At 63.5% G+C, this 20,367-nt stretch carries 11 protein-coding genes and 3 rRNA genes; 6 read left to right on the forward strand and 8 right to left on the reverse strand.

The window, feature by feature from the left end:
- Positions 1-160 precede the first annotated feature (160 nt).
- Positions 161-1,381: a thioredoxin family protein gene (locus P12x_RS13360; protein WP_435011365.1), complete on the forward strand. Its 1,221-nt coding sequence runs from the start codon at positions 161-163 to the stop codon at positions 1,379-1,381.
- A gap of 24 nt (positions 1,382-1,405) precedes the next feature.
- Here the strand turns inward: P12x_RS13360 and P12x_RS13365 are convergent, their stop codons facing one another.
- The 4 genes from P12x_RS13365 to P12x_RS13380 form a co-directional block, all read right to left on the reverse strand.
- Positions 1,406-3,469, reverse strand: coding sequence for a M48 family metalloprotease (locus P12x_RS13365; protein ID WP_435011366.1), 2,064 nt, complete (start codon positions 3,467-3,469; stop codon positions 1,406-1,408).
- A 703-nt stretch (positions 3,470-4,172) separates the two neighbouring features.
- Positions 4,173-4,280: ribosomal RNA gene (gene rrf / locus P12x_RS13370) — 5S ribosomal RNA — on the reverse strand.
- A gap of 192 nt (positions 4,281-4,472) precedes the next feature.
- A 23S ribosomal RNA gene (locus P12x_RS13375) occupies positions 4,473-7,281 on the reverse strand.
- A 585-nt stretch (positions 7,282-7,866) separates the two neighbouring features.
- A 16S ribosomal RNA gene (locus P12x_RS13380) occupies positions 7,867-9,375 on the reverse strand.
- The 16S, 23S and 5S rRNA genes sit together here, the layout of an rRNA operon.
- Before the next feature lie 760 nt (positions 9,376-10,135).
- On the opposite strand from P12x_RS13380, the gene P12x_RS13385 reads away from it, so the two are divergent.
- Together P12x_RS13385 and P12x_RS13390 are read left to right on the forward strand one after the other, a co-directional pair.
- Entirely contained in the window at positions 10,136-10,447 is a 312-nt protein-coding gene (locus tag P12x_RS13385; RefSeq protein ID WP_435011367.1) for a hypothetical protein, read from the forward strand.
- 54 nt (positions 10,448-10,501) lie between these two features.
- Positions 10,502-11,527 (forward strand): helix-turn-helix domain-containing protein, encoded by a 1,026-nt coding sequence (locus P12x_RS13390; protein WP_435011368.1) that lies wholly within the window; start codon positions 10,502-10,504, stop codon positions 11,525-11,527.
- On the opposite strand, the gene P12x_RS13395 is transcribed toward P12x_RS13390, so the two are convergent.
- Positions 11,494-12,852: a DNA methyltransferase gene (locus P12x_RS13395; protein WP_435011369.1), complete on the reverse strand. Its 1,359-nt coding sequence runs from the start codon at positions 12,850-12,852 to the stop codon at positions 11,494-11,496. The two genes, P12x_RS13390 and P12x_RS13395, sit on opposite strands and share 34 nt — an antisense overlap.
- Before the next feature lie 142 nt (positions 12,853-12,994).
- Between P12x_RS13395 and P12x_RS13400 the strand changes: the two genes are divergently transcribed.
- The 3 genes from P12x_RS13400 (at position 12,995) to P12x_RS13410 (ending at position 14,862) form a co-directional block, all read left to right on the forward strand.
- Positions 12,995-13,930: a glycosyltransferase family 2 protein gene (locus P12x_RS13400; RefSeq protein ID WP_435011370.1), complete on the forward strand. Its 936-nt coding sequence runs from the start codon at positions 12,995-12,997 to the stop codon at positions 13,928-13,930.
- Positions 13,927-14,265 (forward strand): lipid-A-disaccharide synthase N-terminal domain-containing protein, encoded by a 339-nt coding sequence (locus P12x_RS13405; RefSeq protein WP_435011371.1) that lies wholly within the window; start codon positions 13,927-13,929, stop codon positions 14,263-14,265. The genes P12x_RS13400 and P12x_RS13405 overlap by 4 nt, the downstream gene beginning before the upstream one ends.
- A 234-nt stretch (positions 14,266-14,499) precedes the next feature.
- Positions 14,500-14,862 carry an STAS domain-containing protein gene (locus P12x_RS13410; RefSeq protein ID WP_435011372.1) on the forward strand — a complete coding sequence of 121 codons (363 nt, stop codon included), beginning with the start codon at positions 14,500-14,502 and terminating at the stop codon, positions 14,860-14,862.
- Between the two features lie 12 nt (positions 14,863-14,874).
- Here the strand turns inward: P12x_RS13410 and trpC are convergent, their stop codons facing one another.
- The 3 genes from trpC to P12x_RS13425 form a co-directional block, all read right to left on the reverse strand.
- Positions 14,875-15,735: an indole-3-glycerol phosphate synthase TrpC gene (trpC, locus tag P12x_RS13415; protein ID WP_435011373.1), complete on the reverse strand. Its 861-nt coding sequence runs from the start codon at positions 15,733-15,735 to the stop codon at positions 14,875-14,877.
- 57 nt (positions 15,736-15,792) lie between these two features.
- Complete coding sequence (locus tag P12x_RS13420; protein WP_435011374.1) at positions 15,793-16,746, reverse strand: SWIM zinc finger family protein; 954 nt, start codon at positions 16,744-16,746, stop codon at positions 15,793-15,795.
- Positions 16,747-16,852: 106 nt separating this feature from the next.
- Positions 16,853-20,008 (reverse strand): DEAD/DEAH box helicase, encoded by a 3,156-nt coding sequence (locus tag P12x_RS13425; RefSeq protein ID WP_435011375.1) that lies wholly within the window; start codon positions 20,006-20,008, stop codon positions 16,853-16,855.
- Positions 20,009-20,367 lie beyond the last annotated feature (359 nt).

Genomic DNA, 20,367 nt, shown 5'->3' on the forward strand with positions numbered 1-20,367 from the left:
GAAGGGCGAAATCCCCCATCGATGAAGGATCAGACCATCGTTGACTCGACAATCATCGAAATTCTTCGTTGTAATTCCGACCCGGCCCGACGATGCTGAGGGTTCACCTCAAGGACGCCGGGGTGTCGGATTATCGACCATTCGAGAGGACTCGATCCCGATGACCAAGATCCATGCCCTCGCCTGGCTCGGCCTCTGTCTCGCCTGGGGATCGACGATCCTGGCCGGGGTCGATGAAGGACTCTTCCGCGACCTGACGCCCGATCGAGCCAGGCAGGCCGCCGCCGAAGCGGGCAAAAATCTGGTCCTGATCGACTTCTACACGGTCTGGTGCGGCCCCTGCAAGAAGCTCGATGAAACGACCTGGAAAGACCAAGGGGTCCGCGACTGGCTGGCCAGGGAAGGCATCTGCCTCAAGATCGACGCCGAGAAGGAAGAAGCATTGGCCGAAAAATATCGGATCAATGTCTATCCGACCGTGCTCCTCCTCCGGCCCGACGGGACCGAGGTCGACCGCCTGGTCGGATATCGCGACGCCAAAACCTTCCTGGCCGACGCCACTGAAGCCATGGCCGGGAACGACAGCTTGAGTCGGGCCAGGGCGAAGCTTCAAGGCGAGAACGCGAACGATCCCATGCTCCGGATGAACTACGGCGACGCCCTGGCCCAGAAGGATCGCCCCGAAGACGCCCTCTCCGAATATCTCTGGTGCTTCGATCACGGCCTCGAGCACAGCCGAGGTTTCACCGGCGTCCGGCTCTCGTTCCTCCTCGGCAAAATCCTCCAGCTCGCGAAGGCCAACCCGGCGGCCCTCGACGAGCTTCGCAAACGGCGAGACGCCGCCGGCCAGGCCATCGAGGCCGGGAAAGCCGATTTCGACCAGGCCATGAGCTTCACCGCCCTGAACTCGAACCTCCGCGAACCGGACCGGACGCTCGTCCTCTTCGACCGGATCAAGGGCGACCGATCGAAACCCGAATTGATCCGCAATTACCTCTTCGACCAATCGCTCGACCCACTCCTGAAGGCCAAACGCTACAAGGAGATCGTCGAAGAGGTAGACCCCCGGGCGAAGATCCGCGAGTCGATCGAGCAATATCAACGGAACATGACGTTCGTGCCGAAGGACAAATCACTTCGCGACTACATGAAACAACGAGTGAGCGTGGAAGGAGCGAAGTATTACGAGGCCCTGCTCGGAACGGGCAACCCAACCTCTGCGGCCGAAATCGCGGCGATTCTCACAAACTTCGACCCGATCGGCGCCTACAAGCCATTGATCGCCGCCGCCCGATCGGCCGACGACGCGCAGGCGGCCGAAGCCCTTTCCAAAGCGGCGCGCAACCCAGCCGGACCGGAGATACCGAAAGAGTCACCCTGATCGAACCGTCATTCGATGGCGCGTTCAGTCCTTGGAAATCGGCGCCAGTGGGGGAAGGCCGAGGGCGTGTTCGACCGCCTCGGCCGTCACCGCGAGTCGGCCGAGGATCCGATAGTGGAGCGTGAGCAGGCGATCCTGGACCTCGGAGCCGGCCTGCAGCAGATCGCCGATCTCCCCCTGATCCGGCACGGCGGGCAAAGCGAACCGGCCCAGCGTCACCCCCTCCTGGGCATGCTCGAACGGGTAATCGATCGAGTCGCCGATCTTCCACTTCAGCTCGGTCAGCGCCTCGTGAAGCGACCTGGCAGCTCGGAGCAGGGCATTGACCAGCGACTCGTCCTTCTGCCCCTTCCCCTCGTGAAACTTCTGGACCACGAGGTTCGTCGCGTGGGTCGCCCGGGCCACCGGGCCCAGTTCGGGGACGATCCGACTCCCCAGAGCCGAGGCGCAGGGATAGAGAGCCCTGGCCTCGTCTCGACGGGCCGGACCATCGGGGACCCGGGCCGCGACGGCCTCGATTTCGAGCAGGGCCAGGGCCGACATGAGTCGACGGGCCGCGGCTTGCCCGAATGGCTCGAGGGTCTCCGACCGCTCCCGAAGCTCGGTCGCGACCGCATCGCGGGCCAACTCGGCCGCCGGGACCGTGGCCTTGCTGAGGCCGAACCCGGCCGCCGGGATGGACTTGCCCGCCTTCAGCAGGAGGACCGCCGCCTCGGCGCGGACGGCCCGGTCGTGAAGGTCGGCAAAGGACCCCGAGGAGTCGTCCCTGATCTGGGCTTTCTCCATTGCCTTGCGAGCCTCGACCAACTCCCGCTTGGCCGACTTCGGGTCGAGGAGGATCTCGGGGTACTTGGGCGATAGCGGGAGGGCCTGCAACGGGTCGAGTCCACCGAGGAAGAACCGACCGAAGGCCTCGTACCCCTCGCGCCGGACTTCCTGGTCGAGCACCGCGTCCGAGATCGGATAGAGTTGTTCCCGGCTCACCTCCCCACCGAGCATCGACCGGTAATAGAGATAGGTCGTCGCCCGGGACAATGCATCGAAGTCGCGGAATAGGTCAGTTGCGGGGCCTCCGAGCGAGAAGATACCCTCGCTCCCCTCGATCGAGGCTCGAGCGATCCGGTCCTTGTCCGAGGGGTGGGTGTCGAACAAGCCGGTCCGCCGCGACCTCATCGCCTCGGCCAGCGCATCGCGAAAGGACTCGGGGATCTTCGAGGCTTCCAGCGAGATCAGCCGGGGGAGGTCATCGGGCAGCCGACGCTCTCGCCAGCTCGCCTCCAGTTCCGCGTGGGCTGCGTTAGAAGCCACGCTCAGCTCGGCGATCCGTCCCATCGTCTCGGCGAATGTGGTCGAGCCCACCATCCGGGCCTCGTAGCGATCGGCGTCGAATTCCATCTGCCTCGACAGGAATCCGCTGACCAGATGGGCCGCCTGCATCAGGAGCCAGAGGACTCGCCGGGTCAGCCAGACCGATATCCTCGCCACTCCGACGACCAACATCACCCAGATATTCCCTCCGCTCGACCAGGACTCCAGAGTCTCGTCCCACTCGTCACGCTCGTAGACGACCCGGGCAAACCAGTGGTTGATCGATCGGATCAGGATCGAGAGCCGCATCCCGGCCCCCTGCGAGAAGTGGCCGAACTCGTGGGCCAGCACCCCGGTGAACTGCTTGAGGGTCAGTCCGGCGACCAGAGGCAGGCCGATCGTGAGGACCAGCTCCTTCGAAGGCGAGAGGGCCCAACTCGCCAGGTGCGCCGAGGCGTTCACCCGACAATCCACCTCGATCCTCGAAGGTGTCGGAGCCCCGACCGAAGAGCAGACACCGTCGACGAACGCGGCGATCAACGGCTCCTTCGAAGGATCGATCTTTCGACCATCCGGCCGCCTCGCCGGTCTGGCGAAAAGCGGCTTGAGCATGAAGGCAACCACGATTCCACCGGCTACCAGTGGGCCGACATAGATCAGCAACGCCGCCTTCATCTGACGAACGTTCTGGAACACGATCAGGCCGACCGTTGCGTGAAGATACAGGGCGAAGATGACCAATCCGATCAGGCCCAGATAGATCGCCGGCAGCAGGATCATGACGCCCGTAACAGCCAGAATCCAGAGCCGATACAGGATCGTTGGCCGAACCGGCCGGATCTCACCTCGGAAGGCCGCCAGGATTTCTAGAGGGGCCCGAGAAGGCCGGGTGGGCTCCGGCCCGACTGGCCTCGATTTCAAAACCGAGACACGAGCCGCCGCCATTCGCGATGAGGCATCCGGCCCAGAGGCCCCCTCTACCGCGTAGGTCTCCGTCTCGTGAAGCTCGGACCCAGCAGTCGACGGGACCGAGATCGACTCCGGAACACGGAGCAACTCTTTACAATGAGGACATTTGCCACGTTTGCCCGCGAATTGTTCGCCAACTTGAAACGAACCCCGGCAGCTCGGACAATCCACGCGGATTTTCGACATGGCCATCCCACCGAATTGAATCGCTCAAATCTCGAAATTTGAAAATGCGGCTCCGGGACGGCGAGCCGAGTGCGATCAGTATTGCCAGGCTTGAATCTTTGATGCAAGCAATCAAAACCGAGAAATTTATAATTGCCCTGGTCAATCAAGAAAAGGATCAATGGGTATGAACAACTTATCCTCGGTTGGAGATCGGAGATACGGCCCGCACTGCGAACTGTACAAGAGCCACTCATTCAGGCGATTTGGTATCAGGCAAGCAAAGGATCAATGAACATGAAAAAAGGCCCGCCATCCCCGGTTGGGGATGGCGGGCCTGGTTGGAAGGATCCGGCGATGACCGACTTTCGCGCTTGCGCACTATCATGGGCCTGGCGGGCTTAACGGCCGTGTTCGGGATGGGAACGGGTGGGACCCCGCCAGTATCGTCGCCGGAAATCGTCCGAGGGGCGGTCAGGCTCCTCGGACGCGGTGGTCCGGGTGTGGGTCACACTCGCAGGTTCGTTCGTGGTCGGTGAGGTGGTGGCGTCCATCCTCGACGAGGCCTCTTCGGAGGGGTCGTCGGATGATGAGATCTGGCTCGCACTCGGATCGGGGTCCGCGCCTTTGGGGGCGGGGGCCGATCGGGGTGGTCAAGCCGCTTGGCTGTTAGGACCGGTCGGCTGCGACGGTCGCCCGCCGTGCACTCCCGGCCTATCGACCTGGTCGTCTTCCAGGAGCCTTCAGACCCTGCGGGTCATGGAAACCTCGTCTTGAAGAGAGCTTCGCGCTTAGATGCCTTCAGCGCTTATCCTTTCCCGACCTGGCTACCCGGCGATGCCCCGAGCGGGACAGCCGGCACACCAGAGGTCGGTCCTCCCCAATCCTCTCGTACTAGGGGAGACCCTTCGCAAGTTTCCTACGCCCACGGCAGATAGGGACCGACCTGTCTCACGACGGTCTGAACCCAGCTCGCGTACCGCTTTCATTGGCGAACAGCCAAACCCTTGGGACCTTCTCCAGCCCCAGGATGCGATGAGCCGACATCGAGGTGCCAAACCTCCCCGCCGCTGTGGACGCTCGGGGGAGATCAGCCTGTTATCCCCGGAGTACCTTTTATCTGTTGAGCGACGGCCTTCCCATCCAGCACCGCCGGATCACTAAAGCCGACTTTCGTCCCTGCTCGAGCGATCGCTCTCGCAGTCAGGCACCCTTGTACTTTTGCGCTCGTGTTGCCCGATTGCCGACCGGGCCGAGGGTACCATGGCACTCCTCCGTTACGCTTTGGGAGGAGACCGCCCCAGTCAAACTGCCCGATGAACACGGTCCCGATCCGGGCCACGGATCGGTGAGGGCGGGCGCCATTTCAGGGTGGTATTTCACCGATGGCTCGCCGACGGCTGGCGCCGCCGGGTCGTTGCCTCCCACCTATGCTACACAGAAATGCCGACCGACCAGTGTCAACCTGCAGTAAAGGTTCACGGGGTCTTTCCGTCTGACCGCGGGTACGTGGCATCTTCACCACGGCTACAATTTCACCGGGTCCCTCGTGGAGACAGCGCTCCAGTCGTTACGCCATTCATGCAGGTCGGAACTTACCCGACAAGGAACTTCGCTACCTTAGGACCGTCATAGTTACGGCCGCCGTTTATCGGGGCTTCGGTCGCCAGCTTCTCTTGCGATCACCGGCTCCCTTAACCTACCGACACCGAGCAGGCGTCAGACTCTATACGTCCTCTTGCGAGTTGGCAGAGTCCTGTGTTTTTGATAAACAGTCGCTAGAGCCGATTCACTGCGGCTCGGGTTGCCCCGAGCACCCCTTATACCGAAGGTACGGGGTCATTTTGCCGAGTTCCTTCACGAGGGTTCTCCCGAACGCCTTCGGATACTCGCCTAGCACACCTGTGTCGGATTGCGGTACGGGCCGAAATGTCGTCCTCAGCGGGCTTTTCGTGGCCGGGTGAAGAAGGGCTTCCAGATCGAATGCTGTCGCCCTTGCGGGACGGGGGCGTCTATCACCCCGACCCTTCAGTTCCCGGCGTCCTCGCTGACTCAACCTTCATTTCGGGTGACGGAATATTAACCGTCTGCCCATCGGCTACGCCCTTGGGCCTCGCCTTAGGACCCGACTGACCCTGGGCGGATTGACCTTCCCCAGGAAACCTTGTGCTTTCGGCGGATGGGCTTCCCACCCATCTTGTCGTTACTCATTCCGGCATACGCACTCGCCCACGCTCCACCGGTCGTCTCCGTCCGGCTTCACTGCTGAGGGCGACGCTCTCCTACTACTCGGATAAATCCGAATCCGCGACTGCGGCGCGACACTTGAGTCCCCGTCATTTTCGGCGCGGGATGGCTCGACCGGTAAGCTGTTACGCACTTTTGAAATGGTGGCTGCTTCTAAGCCAACATCCCGGCTGTCACCGCGATCCCACTTCCTTTGCCACTGAGTGTCGTCTTGGGGGCCTTGGTCGGCGGTCTGGGTTGTTCCCCTCTCGAGCACGAAGCTTATCCCCCTGCGCTCTGACTCCCGGGGTACGGCACGCGGTATTCGGAGTTGGGTTTCGGCGGGTAGGCGGGAAGCCCCCCGGCCGAATTCCGTCGCTCTACCCCCGCGTGCTAACGCCCGAGGCTGGCCCTAAAGCCATTTCGGAGAGAACGAGCTATCTCCAGGTTTGATAAGACTTTCACTCCTCCCCACGGGTCCTCCCCCGATTTTTCAACATCGGTGGGTTCGGTCCTCCACGACCGGTTAGGGTCGCTTCAACCTGCCCATGGGTAGTTCACCTGGTTTCGCGTCTACTGCGCCCGACAATCTCGCCCTATTCAGACTCGGTTTCCCTGCGGCTCCTCCCCTGAAGGGATTAACCACGCCGGACACAGTAACTCGCCGGATCATTATGCAAAAGGCACGCGGTCAGGCCGGCCGAAGCCAGACGCCCTCCCACCGCTCGTAGGCACGGGGTTTCAGGTTCAGTCTCCTCCCCTGGTCGGGGTTCTTCCCACCGTTCGGTCGCCCTACTGGGTTCGCTATCGGTCGTCATCGAGTACTTAGCCTTGCGGGAGGGTCCCCGCCGATTCAGGCCGGGTTTCACGTGCCCGACCCTACTCGGGTACCGGATAGGGGAGATCGCATTGTCGCCTACGGGACTGTCACCCGCTCCGGTGCCGCTTTCCAGCGGGCTTCGGCTAACGCTCACTCATCCCACGACTCCGGCCCCACGACCCCGGGTGGTGTCCCACCCGGTTTAGGCTGATCCCCGTTCGCTCGCCGCTACTGAGGGAGTCTCGGTTGATTTCTTTTCCTCCGGGTACTGAGATGTTTCAGTTCCCCGGGTCTCCAGCGGGTATTCCGGGATCGACGCTCGTTGGGCAGCTCCCCCGGACCTTTCGCGGCCTTCCACGCCCGCCATCTGATGACGCCTAGGCATCCCCCCCGTGCCCTTAGGAGCTTGACCACGCCGATCCGAACCCGCCCCATCTCGTGCTCCCGAAGGAAGACGATCCGCGACAGATCCCGACACGGCATGGACCATGATCCCATCATTTCGAGGCCCCGCGCGTCTCGCGACGCTCCATGCGGCCTCTTGAGTAACGACCCCTGGGAGAGCGGTTTAAACTCTCCCGAGATCCGTTAAGGTCCACGTTCGTTGATGAACTATGCCACTACCACACTTCGCATAAACTTGCTGCGTGTGTGACCAACAACCGAATTGTGAAAGAGCCACCGGGATCGAGATCCCGGCCTCGCTGGCCACCGGCCAGGGGGCGGGGCAGCACCAGAAGGCCTGCCACGCCCCGCGATCGGGGGCAATCGAGATGCGACGCCCGGCCAGGCAGGACAGGTCCTGCCCGACCAGGAGTCATGGTCGATCGTGCTGCGAACCAACGAATGAGAGTGATGAACCCCCGTGGGGAGCCGGCGTGTTCGCGGCCGACTTGATCCGGGCGGGGCCGATGTCACCTTCGCGTCCGGCACCCTCGCGTTACGGGAACTCGAGGGCGTGTACTCCGGGGCGGGTGAATTTCCAAGGTATCCTTAGAAAGGAGGTGATCCAACCGCAGGTTCCCCTACGGTTACCTTGTTACGACTTAGTCCCCATCACGGGTTTTATCTTCGGCGCCTGCCTTGCGGCTCCGGCGACTTCGGATACCCCCCGCTTTGGTGGCTTGACGGGCGGTGTGTACAAGGCTCAGGAACACATTCACCGCGGCATGCTGATCCGCGATTACTAGCGATTCCAGCTTCATGCGGGCGGGTTGCAGCCCGCAATCCGAACTGAGGGACGGTTTATGCGATTGGCTCGACCTTGCGGTTTGGCTTCGCTCTGTCCGCCCCATTGTAGTACGTGTGCAGCCCCAGGCATAAGGGCCATGAGGACTTGACGTCATCCCCGCCTTCCTCCGGCTTAACGCCGGCGGTCTGTCTAGAGTTCCCGGCTTTACCCGCTGGCAACTAGACACAGGGGTTGCGCTCGTTAGGGGACTTAACCCAACACCTCACGGCACGAGCTGACGACAGCCATGCAGCACCTGTGCACGTTGTACCTTGCGGCCTCGCCGACGTTTCCGCCGGCTAATCCGTGCATGTCAAGCCTGGGATAAGGTTCTGCGCGTAGCCTCGAATTAAGCCACATACTCCACCGCTTGTGTGAGCCCCCGTCAATTCCTTTGAGTTTCAGCCTTGCGACCATACTCCCCAGGCGGAACACTTCACGGTTTCCCTACGGCAGGGAGCCCATCGGCGAGCCCCCTACCCAGTGTTCATCGTTTACGGCCAGGACTACCGGGGTATCTAATCCCGTTCGCTCCCCTGGCTTTCGCGTCTCAGCGTCAGTAAGGGTCCAGGGCCTCGCTTTCGCCACGGGCGTTCCTTCCGATCTCAACGCATTTCACCGCTCCACCGGAAGTTCCAGACCCCCCTACCCCCCTCGAGACCGCCCGTATCGGTGCCCGTTCCCCGGTTGAGCCGGGGGATTTCAGCAGCCGACGCGGCGATCCGCCTACACGCGCTTTAAGCCCAGTGATTCCGAATAACGTTCGCACGGTTCGTCTTACCGCGGCTGCTGGCACGAACTTAGCCCGTGCTTCCTCCAGGGATCGGTCAAGGTTACCCCTTCCTCCCCCTCGACAGGAGTTTACAACCCGAAGGCCTTCATCCTCCACGCGGCGTCGCTCGGTCAGGCTTGCGCCCATTGCCGAAGATTCTCGACTGCAGCCTCCCGTAGGAGTCTGGGCAGTGTCTCAGTCCCAGTGTGCCGGGCCACGCTCGCACGCCCGGTAGGCATCGCAGCCTTGGTGGGCCGTCACCCCGCCAACAAGCTAATACCACGACGGCCCGTCCCGCGGCGATAAATCTTTGGTGAGGACCTGATGCCAGGTCCGCACATCGCTGGGAATTACCCGAAGTTTCCCTCGGCTATGCCCATCCGCGGGGTTGGTTACCGTCGCCTTACTCACCCTTGCGCCACTGGCCTTGCGGCCCGTCCGACTTGCATGCCTAATCCACGCCGCCAACGTTCATTCTGAGCCAGGATCAAACCCTTCGAGATTGGGGGAAGCACCGAGGTGCCACCCAACCCTCAAGTTTGAGGATTCTAGCTAACTATCTGGTCGCCGCGGAGTCATGTTCGAGGGGGTCACCCCCCTGCCCCACGCCCCGCGACAGCATGAACCGCCCGACCTGGCTCGTCGCGGATAAGGCGAGTCTGCCAGGCATCGAGCCGCATCCACGCCGGCTCCCCTCAAGGGCTCATCATCTATCACTTGCGTGTACGCATACGATCGACCGAATTGTCAAAGAGGACGCCGGGCCTCGACCCGACGCGATCGGCCGGAGCAGGCCACCCTAAAGAGGATGAAGCTCCGGCCGCTTGTTCCGATTCGATAGCGGAGACGACAAACGGCCCTTTGGGGCCGCTGTACCCTCCGTGATCACTGGAACTGCCACTCATCGTTTTCGTCGTTGTTTGTCACAGCGGCGTTCACGTCAGCGGCGAGAGTCATATTACCGGATCTTCGCCGAAGGTCAACAACCCACTCCCGATTTTCCCCGAGGTTTCATGAGACCTCCTCCCAATGACCAGGACGTGGCCCTCGGCAGGGTCGTCCGGATCTTGACCATGGATTAGCCTGGAGTTGTTGGCTAACGCGGTTCGATAAGTTGCTTGAGGAGGGTCGCACCCTTGAGGATGGGACAGATCGATCCCAGGGGCGCACCGGGCGGATGTATCGGAACGCCGATGATCTTCCGGTCGAATCGAGGGCTCGGTTGGGGCCTTCAGGCTGCGAGTTCCAGGGAGGGGGTTGCCCATGCCCGTCGCCATGCCCATCCAGACCGATTGGTTGAAGAGCGTGCTCATTGACCGGGGCTATCTGGCCCGGATCAAGGGCGAGGGGATCAAGGTCTACCTGGCCATGCTCGACGCCTGCGGCGGGATTCCCGACCAGAGCGTGACGATGAGCCTGAGTCAGCTGATGGCGAAGACCCGGCTCTCGTGCCCCACCGTCATCGACAGCCTAGCCCGGCTGGAGACGCTCGGCCTGGTCGTGTCGACGACCCATGAACGCGGCAAGGTGAAGACCTATTATGTGCCCGATCCGCCCTCGGACGAAATCGCCTAATTTAGCTTAACGGCCGTTCGAGTCGTCAGGTCCCAGGGAGGGTGACCGTCGGCCATGGAATCGTTCTTCTTCCGAGTGGAACACGACCTGCTCCGCTCCGAGTCGTTCAAGACGCTCGGGGGCTCGGCGATCAAGGTCTATCTGGTCCTCGGCCTTTATGCCGACTTCGCGACCGGATGGGCCTATCCGAGCATTCGGACCATTGCGCGTCAGGCGGGCCTGAGCCGACAGACGGTCCTGGCGGCGATCGAGGACCTCGCCCGACTGGGACTTCTCGCGACCAGCAAGTCGAAGGGGCGGTCGACCGCCTACAAGATCATCCGACAGGCCCCGGAGAGGCCGAGCGGGAAGAAAACCCGGGTGTCCCAGGAAGCCACCCCGACCGGTCCATTATTTTTAGAGGAGGGGGTCGAAACAGTCCCAATTTCTTTAGGGGCTGCCCCCAAGAGTGTGCCGGAATCTTTAGGGGCTCTGGCCCAATTCCTCGGCCCGAGCGGCCCCGAGCCTAGGCCCGAACGAGAACAGGGAACGAGAGAAGACAGCACCAGCATCCCGATTCCGGGAACTCCGTTTCGTCTCTCCTCCGATGGACGGCTTCTTGTTGCTGTGGATTTACAAGAATTACTGACGGATCAGGGAATCCCGCGACGGCTTGCCGAGCGTCTCGCGGCGCAGAAGGATCCCGAGGACGTCGCGAAAGTCCTCCTGAATGCCCTGTACCTGAAGAGCCAGGGGAAACTTCAGAACGGGCCGGGGTATATCCGGGCCGGGATCGAGGATGGATACGACCTGTTGCCCCAGGTGGCGAACCGACTGGAAACTCGTCGGAAGGAACTAGAGGCCCAGCAACGGGTTCTGGAAACGAAACGGGACCAGCTTCGCCAGGAGAAAGCCCGCGAGGCGGAGAATGCGGCGATCGCCCTGGTCATCGAGAGTCTTCGGACCGAGGAAGTTGACGAACTGGTCCGTCAGGCCGTGGCTCAATTGCCCGAGCCGATCGTCCGCCGAAATCCGACCCTCAGCAACCCCTTCGTCCGGGGCAAGGTTTACGAACTGGCGGGCGGCGAGCCAATTTCGTAACCATTTGCCGGTAAAGGCTTCCGGACGACGATGAGGTCGCGGACCTGTCCCAGCATTCGCCCGTCGAGTCGTGCCTGGCGGACGTGCTGGGGGAGATAGGCTCCATCCATCGGACAACTGATTCGACGCTCGGGCAAGAATCCGGCCCCGATCAGTGCGTTGTATCCGTGGAAGGCATGGTCGATATAGCCATGGCCAGCGGGAAGATCTTTCTCCGTCTGGTTGGCGAGCAAGAGGGCCAGCCGACCGCCGGGTCGGAGGGTCGCGAACGCGTCGACTGCCAAGCCGCGTAAGAAAGCAAGCCAATGGGAGAACGGCTCGTTCGCGACCCCGTCTTCGGAATACTGGCGAGCCAGCATGGTATGGTACGGGGGGTCGCAGAAAATGAAATCGCATTCGCGGGCTTCGGGCGGAAAGCCTAGCCTGATGTCATGCGATCGAACGTCTGGTCGAACCGGGGTGACATCATACGCGAGGCATCGGCGTCCCATCGACTCGCAGACGTCGAGGGTGGTTCCTCCGCCTGCCATCGGGTCCACGACCAGGGCACCAGATTGGGTGAAATAGTGCAGCGTGTGAGCGATGATTCCAGGTGGGATCGAGCCGGGGTGGGGGATGCCGAAGGCTCGGTCGTGCTTGAATGCCCAGACGTCGTAAGGGGTCGGGCGGAAGTCGGTCGTGAATCGGTTGCGTCTTCGCAAATCCTTGTAGGCTGCGTGGATCGTCTTGGTTCCCGCGTCAAGCTGCTCGACACTGCTCAGGGCCCTTGGGTCTCCACCCCTGGCCACCTTCCAGATCGACCGGGCCTGGCGGTAGAGGTCCTTCCCGCCCAGACCGATTGCAGCTGCGACGGCAGAATCGGTGCGACCAGTCCGACTGTCGGAATTCCGACGATCGGCAATCTCGGCGGTCCCCTTCCGGAGATTGGCCCGACTCCTTTCCCTGGCCTCGGTTCCCAAAAGGTCCTCGAGGGCGTCGGCTTCCCTCATGAGTTGACTGAATGTCTTACGCCGTTGACGGTTATATTCCAGGACCGCCCGTTTACGGTCCTCCTCGCCTTCGATGACCCGGATTTCGCAAGGGAGGTCGGTGAATCCCAGGTTCCGGGCACAAGCGAGCCGCCGATGCCCCGAGATGACCTCCCAGCCGGTTCCCGATGAGACAATCACCAGCGGGACGAGTACTCCATGGTCGCGAACACTCTCCAGGAGGCCGCCGATTTCCGCATCGGGGTTGCCGTAAATAGATAGACTGAAGCGATTTGCTTCGAGATCCCGGAGGTCGATGCGTTCCAGCGTGGTGGGTGTCATGGAAAGGGCTGTCATGAATCGAACACCTGATCTATGGCCAGGATTAGGTCGGACGATTCAAGTCCTTCCGGGCGAAAGGGTAACAAGGGTTCGAGGGGTTGTCCAGGATCGATGCTCCGGATCGTTTGGGATGGGCGCAACCGGCGATATCTGGAGAATGCCGTGTCGGAACATCTCACGCGGGATGGAACTGGCGATGGGCAAGGAGGCCCGCACCATGTCCTCGATCCGTCACCATCAGGCGCATCTCATTCAAGAGCGGGGATATCCCCCCCGGTCTACCGGTGATTCGACTCGGGAGCACACGCTCTCGATCATCGTCCCGGCCAAGGATGAAGCGGCCAATCTTCCCGGGCTGGTCGAGGAAGTGATCGCCGTCTTTCGACCTCTGGTCGGGCGGACCGACCGACGACATCGGCTCGATGCGTTCGAGCTCCTCATCGTGGACGATGGCTCCACCGACGACTCGGCCCAGGTCATCGATCGGCTCTCGAAGAATTACCGCGAAGTTCGATCGGTAACCCTGGCGAACAACGTCGGACAGTCGGCGGCAACCCTCGCGGGATTCCGGGCCGCGCGCGGAGACTGGGTGGGACTGCTCGACGCCGATCTTCAAAATCCACCGACTGATCTTGCGGCTTTGTGGGAGGTTTTGCCGGGTTTTGACGCCGCCCTGGGCTGGCGGAAGACTCGCGAGGATGTCTGGACCAAGCGGGTCATCAGTCGTTGGGCGAATCGAGTGCGCAATGCGGTGCTCGGGCAGTCGATTCGGGATACGGGTTGCTCGATCAGGATCTTCCCGCGCGACGTCTCACTTCGTCTCCCGATGTTTCGCGGTTCTCACCGATTTTTCGGGCCTTTGTTGATCCGCGAAGGCTGTCGGATCGTCCAGAATCCGGTGGGGCATCGCCCGAGAGGGGCTGGGAAGTCGCATTACCACTTCGGTAATCGGTCGCTTCGGGTAGTCGTCGATTTGCTCGGAGTAGCCTGGCTGATGCGTCGGCCGGTCCGGTTCGAGGTTGTCGAGCCGTCGGTGGCTCCGAGATCGACGGCCCAGCGAAGGGAACTCTCGGGAGTGGAGGGCGTCCGTTGACCAATCCCGAATACTGGCAGATCCTCGGATTCACGGGCCAGGGGGTCTTCACGGCGCGGTTCCTGGTCCAGTGGATCGCGTCGGAGAAGAAGCGTGATTCGGTGGTCCCGGTCGCCTTCTGGTGGCTGAGCCTCCTGGGCGGCTTCACCCTGATGAGCTACGCGATCTACCGGCGCGACCCGGTGTTCGTCGTCGGCCAGGGGATGGGCCTGGTGATCTACGTCAGGAACCTGATGATCGTGGGCCGGAAGAAGCGTCGGGAATCGAGCCTTGCGGGGCGGGTTGGGGTTCGGGCGGATCGGCCGCTCGTCGAGGAAAGACTCCGGCTGGGCTAGCGTGAGAGTTCGACACAAACGTTCCGTTCGTCGTGATAATACTGATCCGGACGAGAATCCGGCTTTTAGACTTCGTTCGCCTTAATTGGCTCGAAGTTCCGGAAGTGCGGGGATGACTGGTTGATGCGCGGGTCAAACCCAAGTATTGTCATCTTGATCATCTTGCGATTTCATCGACAACCCTTCCGCCGCTGCCCAATTGGGGCATCGGGGGATCTCGCCGGGGGACGCGTTATGTCCGATAAAACCAACCACTTCCGATGGTCCCGAGTCGGTGGTGTGGCGGTCGTCGAGATCCTGAGTCGTCATATTCAAGGGCCGGAGATGGCCCAGGAACTCGGCAAACAGTTGAATTCCCTGCTGGAGGCCGGGGAGACCCAATTGCTCATCAACTTCGAGAAGACGCAGGTTATGTCGAGCACGGCGTTCGGCACGCTCCTGAACTTCTGGAAGCAGGTGCATGCGGCCCACGGGAAGTTGAAGATCTGCTCGATGGACCCTTCGGTCCGGTTCGGGGCCGATATCCTCCGGTTGGGCGAGTACATCCCGATCCACGACGACCAGGCTTCCGCACTCGCCGCTTTTACCACGAAATGACGCCTACCCCGTTCAGTTGAGGGCGATCGGTTCGGCTTCGGGGGCGAGGCCGAGGAGGCGTTCGACGGCCAGGCCGATGTCGGGGGCCCTCATGAGGGTCTCTCCGACGAGGATGGCGGCGACCCCGGCGGCTTCGAGTTTCTCGACGTCGGCGCGGGTCCGGATTCCGCTCTCGCTGACGAGGACGACCCCGGGGGGGACCTGATCTCGGAGGCGGAGGGTCAGGTCGAGGTCGGTGACGAAGTGGCGGAGATCTCGGTTGTTGATCCCGATCAGGTCGGCCCCCGAGGCGAGGACTCGCGGGAGGTTGACCGGGTCGTGGAACTCGACCAGGGCGGCCATCCCCCACTGCCGGGCGAGGCTCAGGAGCGAGGCCAGGCGGTCGTCGTCGAGGATCTCGGCGATCAATAGGACCGCGTCGGCCCCGGCCATCCGGGCCTCGACGACCTGATATTCGTCAATCAAGAAGTCTTTGCGCAGGAGCGGGATCGCGACCGAGGCGCGGATCCGCGCGAGGTATGAGAGGTGTCCCTGGAAGTAGGGGGCGTCGGTCAGCACGCTCAGGCAGGCCGCCCCGTGGGCCTGGTAGGTCCGGGCGATGGCGATCGGGTCGAAGTCGGCCCGGATGACCTGGGCCGAGGGGCTGGCCTTCTTGACCTCGGCGATGAGCTGGATTGGTCCCGGCCCGGCCAGCGCGGCGCGGAAGTCGCGGACCGGGGGGGCCTCGGCCGCCTGGGCCTCCAACTCCTCGATCGGCAGGCGGACCCGCGACGCGGCGACCTCTCGAAGCTTGGACTCGACGATCTTGTCGAGAATTGACGGCGACTCCATGTCAGTACCCAATTCGACGTTCCCGACGTGCTCGTGACCCATTTCGATTATATCGGGATAGTCGGCCGGGGGACAGGACGAGGCGGGTGGAGGCGAGGCTCAGGCTCTTGGGCGTTTCCTGGCGACGGCCTTCTTGGCGATGCTTTTACGGGCGGGGCCTTTGCGGGCGGTCGGGGCTTTTCCCGGCGGAGCCATCGGAGAGGCCTGCCCGAGAACGGTGTCGAGCCCCCGGGGGGTGGCCCGGGTGTAGGTGGGCTCGATGGCCTGGAGGAACGGTTCTCCGCCTCTCCAGAACGGGAAGCCTCCGAGCCTCCGGGGGAGCGCGGCGGCCACGGAGGGGGGCTCGATCTCGGCCGGTTCGTCCTCGGTCGCTTTCGGGCCTCCCCAGAAGGTCGAGAGATCGCTGGAGAGCGGCTCGGGTGGGCTCGGGGCGACCTCTGCGACGGGCGGTTGAGCCACCGCCCCGGATCGCCCGAGCAACTCGATCAATTCGTCGCGGGCGAGCCCCCGGAGGGTGAAGATCAGGAACGGGTCGCGGTCGAACTCCTCGCCCAGCAGGTAGTAGACGGCCGCGATGTGCTTGCAGGGGTTCGACCAGTCGGGGCACGAGCACTTGGTCTGCAAGTCGCCAAGCTGGGTTGGGAAGAGGGACAGCTTGGCCTCTTCGAACACTTTTTCGATGTCGGGCGGCATCTCCCCGGCGAATAGCTTGGCCGCGAAGATGGCCCGGGTCGCCAGGGCCTTGCCCAGGGTCTCCCAGTCGCGAGGGGGGATGGTTCGGGCCTGGATCGTGACTTCATAGGGCTTGGGACGAGACCCCTGGACCTTCGCCCGGACCAGCCCCTTGCCGATGTTCACTTCCAGGACCTGCCCGCTCCGGGCGTACGACCGCCCTCGGCCAAGCCTCGCCCCGATGTCGAACCCCTCCAGGACCGCGATCCAGCGCCTGGCCCACCAGCTCTGGCCGAACTGGCCCTTCTTGGATTGAGCCTTGATCCCCCCCTTGGCGGGTCGGGGCTTCGAGGGTTTGAACCGGCCCCAGTTGTTCCACATCGTCGAATCCTCCCTCGTTTTGCATTCCGGTCGTGGACGGTTCAGATTAACCGTTCCAGGATCCACCCGGCGAGCGTCACGTTGCCTAGGGTCGTCGGTGTCAGAGTCAGTCTCCGAGAGCCTCGCGGCGGAGGGCGAAGAGGTCTTTCAACTCGGCGGTGGAGAGCTTGGTGAGCCAGTCCTCGCCGGTCCCGACGATCGAGCCGGCGACCTCGCGTTTGCGCTCGATCATCTCGTCGATCTTTTCTTCGAGGGTCCCGAGGCAGACGAACTTGTGGACCTGGACATTCTTGGTCTGGCCGATCCGGAAGGCGCGGTCGGTGGCCTGGTTCTCGACGGCGGGGTTCCACCATCGGTCGAAGTGGAAGACGTGGTTGGCCGCGGTCAGGTTCAGGCCGACCCCCCCGGCCTTGACCGAGAGCAGGAAGACGCTCGGGGCGTCGGTTCCCGGGGCCTGGAACCGCTCGACCATCCGGTCGCGCTTGATCTTGGGGACCCCCCCGTGGAGGAAGGGGACCTCGCGGCCGAAGGTGTCTTCGAGGTGGCGGCGGAGGATCTCGCCCATCTCGGTGAACTGGGTGAAGATCAGCGCCTTGTCGCCGCTGGCGAGAGCCTCATCGAGCATCTCGGTCAGTCGGGAGAGCTTGCCCGATCGGTCGGAGATGCTCGAGTTGTCGCCGAGGAACTGCGCGGGATGGTTGCAAACTTGTTTCAGCTTGGTGAGCGTGGCCAGGACCAGCCCCTTGCGCTGAATGCCCTCGGCGTTCTCGATCTGGTTGGCGGCGTCCTCGACGACGGCGGCGTAGAGCGAGGCTTGCTCCTTGGTCAGGGTGTTGTAGACCTTCATCTCCAGCTTCTCGGGGAGGTCGGAGATGATCGACTTGTCGGTCTTGAGCCGTCGGAGGAGGAACGGCGAGGTCAGCCGCTGGAGCCGCTTCGACGCCTCGAGGTCGCGCTCGACCTGGATCGGGACGTGGAAGGTTCGCTTGAACTCGGCCTGGGTTCCCAGGAATCCGGGGTTGAGGAACTCCATGATCGACCAGAGATCGCCGACGTGATTCTCGACCGGGGTGCCGGTCAGGGCGATCCGGAAGTTGGCCTTCAAAGCCCGAGCGGCCTGTGACTGCCGGGTCTGTGGGTTCTTGATGTTCTGGGCCTCGTCCAGGATCACCCCGGCCCAGGGGACCTCTTGCAAGAGGGCGAGGTCGCGGTGCAGGAGTGCGAAGCTGGAGACCACCAGCCCATGCTTGCCGGCGAGCTTCTTGAAGTCGGCCCCCTTGATCCGCCGATGGCCGTGATGGATCAGGACCGGGAGGTCGGGCGTGAACCGCGAGGCCTCCTTGTGCCAGTTGCCCACGACCGAGGTCGGGCAGACCAGCAAGGTCGGCCTCCGCCGTTTGGGCTCGGCTTCGGCCCAGTCTCGGCGGAGGAGGGCGAGGGTCTGCACGGTCTTGCCCAGCCCCATGTCGTCGGCCAGGCAGGCCCCGAAGCCCCATCGACGGAGGAAGCCGAGCCAGGAATAGCCCCGGGCCTGGTAAGGTCGGAGTGTCCCCAGGAACCCCTCGGGGGTCGGCAGGTTCTCGAACCCCCCCTTCCCTTCGAGCTGCCCGAGGAGTTCGGAGAACCATCCCTCGGCCTTCAGGCCCTCGAAGGCCAGGCCGCCCGGCGTCCTGGCCTCGCCCAGGGCCATCCGGACGAGCTGGCGGGCGGGCATGGCGGCTTCGGATTTCCCCTTCCAGAAGTCGAGCGCGGCCTGGATCTCCTCGGTGTTGAGCTGGACCCACTGCCCCCGGATCTGGACCAGCGGGACCTTCAGCCTGGCCAATGCCTGCAACTCGCGGTAGGTCAGGACGTGGTCGCCGAGCGCGATCTCCCAGCGGAACTTGAGGATCTCGTCGAGCGAGAGCCCGGACTTGCTGGTCATCTTGGGCGACTTGACGACCGCCCGGGCGCCCAGTCGGAGCTTGGTCCCCTTCCTCGACCACCAGGCCGGGAGCATGACGCTGAAGCCGGCCTGTTCGAGCATCGGTGCGGTCTCGGTCAGGAAGGCGTGGGCGGCCGAGGCGTCAAATTCGAAGCCGATGGGCTCGCGATGGACCAGGCTCGCCTCGATCGCCGGGGCCAGGCTCGACGCCTCGCCGAGCGACCCGAGGAGGTACTCGCGAGGGTGAAAGCCCCCCCGGCGGAAGACTTCGGCGCGACTCCCCTTCGGGTTCCATGCGTCGGCCGCGTCGATCATCAGGCTCGGGTCGTCGACCCCCTGGAGGAAGTAGCGGACCGACCAGGTCCCCGCCGGGGCGACGGTCTTCCGGGGCGAGGCTTCTTCATCGAGGGGCGGAGGTTCATTCAGGCGGAAGCCGAGCCGGAACGGGCTGGCGGAGGCTCGGGCGATGGGGGTCCGCCATTCGCGGACCTGCGCCGCCAGGCGGTCCAGCTCGTCGAGGTCGCCGGCCAGGGTCCCATCGGGAGTCCCGAGCGCGTGGAGCCACTGGTCGTGAAGGCTCTCGAACCGGGGTTTCGGCGGCTTCTTGCCGGTCGATGCGGTCGATCCTGTGGACCGGACGAGGTGGTCGACGGTCTCGGAGAGGAAGGCGCGAAGGACCTCGGCGGCAGGCTCCGAAGGGGGTCCGGCTTCGGGATCGGTCAGGATCGCGCGGGCGGCCGAGGGGAGCGACCGGGCCAGGCTCGCCAACCTCGGGGCGTCGGCCCCGATCGCCACGGGCGACCATCGGGCCCGGTGTCGAGGGCCTTCCTGCCCCTCGGTCCGCTCGACCGCCGGCAAGAACTGCTGACGGGCGACCAGCGAACCCGCGAATCGGAGGGCCTCGGCCCAGTAGGCCAGGGTCCCGCCGACCACCAGGCCGGGGGCCAGGGTCGGACGGTCGGAGGCGGCCAGGAGCAGGTCGATCGCCCGGTCGGTCGGAAGGCGGAGCCCCGAGACGAGCCAGGGAGCGAGCCGAACTCGCGCCGAGGGGGCGGGGGCTTCGGCCACGATCGGGCTCGAAGCGACCGGGCCGGCGTCGGTGGTCGGCAGCCAGGCGACGACCTGAACGACCTCGACCGCAGCCTTCGGCCCTCCTTCCCCGTCGATCACCTCCTCGAACGCCTGGCGGAGCCGATCGGGGCCGGGGTCCAGCGGGGAGATTCGGGTTGCCGAAGGTCGGGCCGCTCCGGGCTTGCGCCCTCTGGGCAACGCCTCGGGTCTCGACTCGCCCCAGAGGATGAACCGGCCCGCCTCGACCGACCCTTGAAGCACGATCATCCTGCCCGATCCTCCACGAATCCGCTTTTTCCCGCCCGGTGCGTTCTCATTCGACCACGGCAAATGATCCGAGGAAAGCGGGCTCCGGGACCAACTTTACAGGGTCGCAACACGCGATGTGGATGATTCGAGACGCTCGCGGATCTGACCCGGGGTTCGGATGGGATGGGAGAGGTCTCGCCGCCGTCCGGGAGATCGAATCTTGAAACGACCCGAAAATCGAACCGCTCGTCATTCCCGTAGGACCGAGCTTTTGGGACCGGGGCCTTCCGGTTCACTCCTTGATCTTCCTGTTCGCTGTCGGGCTGATAAGGATGTTTGTAGAGGATGGAGTGATTCGGGAGCTTGGGGGTTTCCCG

It is taken from the genome of Tundrisphaera lichenicola, assembly GCF_051175385.1.
Taxonomy (GTDB): domain Bacteria; phylum Planctomycetota; class Planctomycetia; order Isosphaerales; family Isosphaeraceae; genus Tundrisphaera; species Tundrisphaera lichenicola.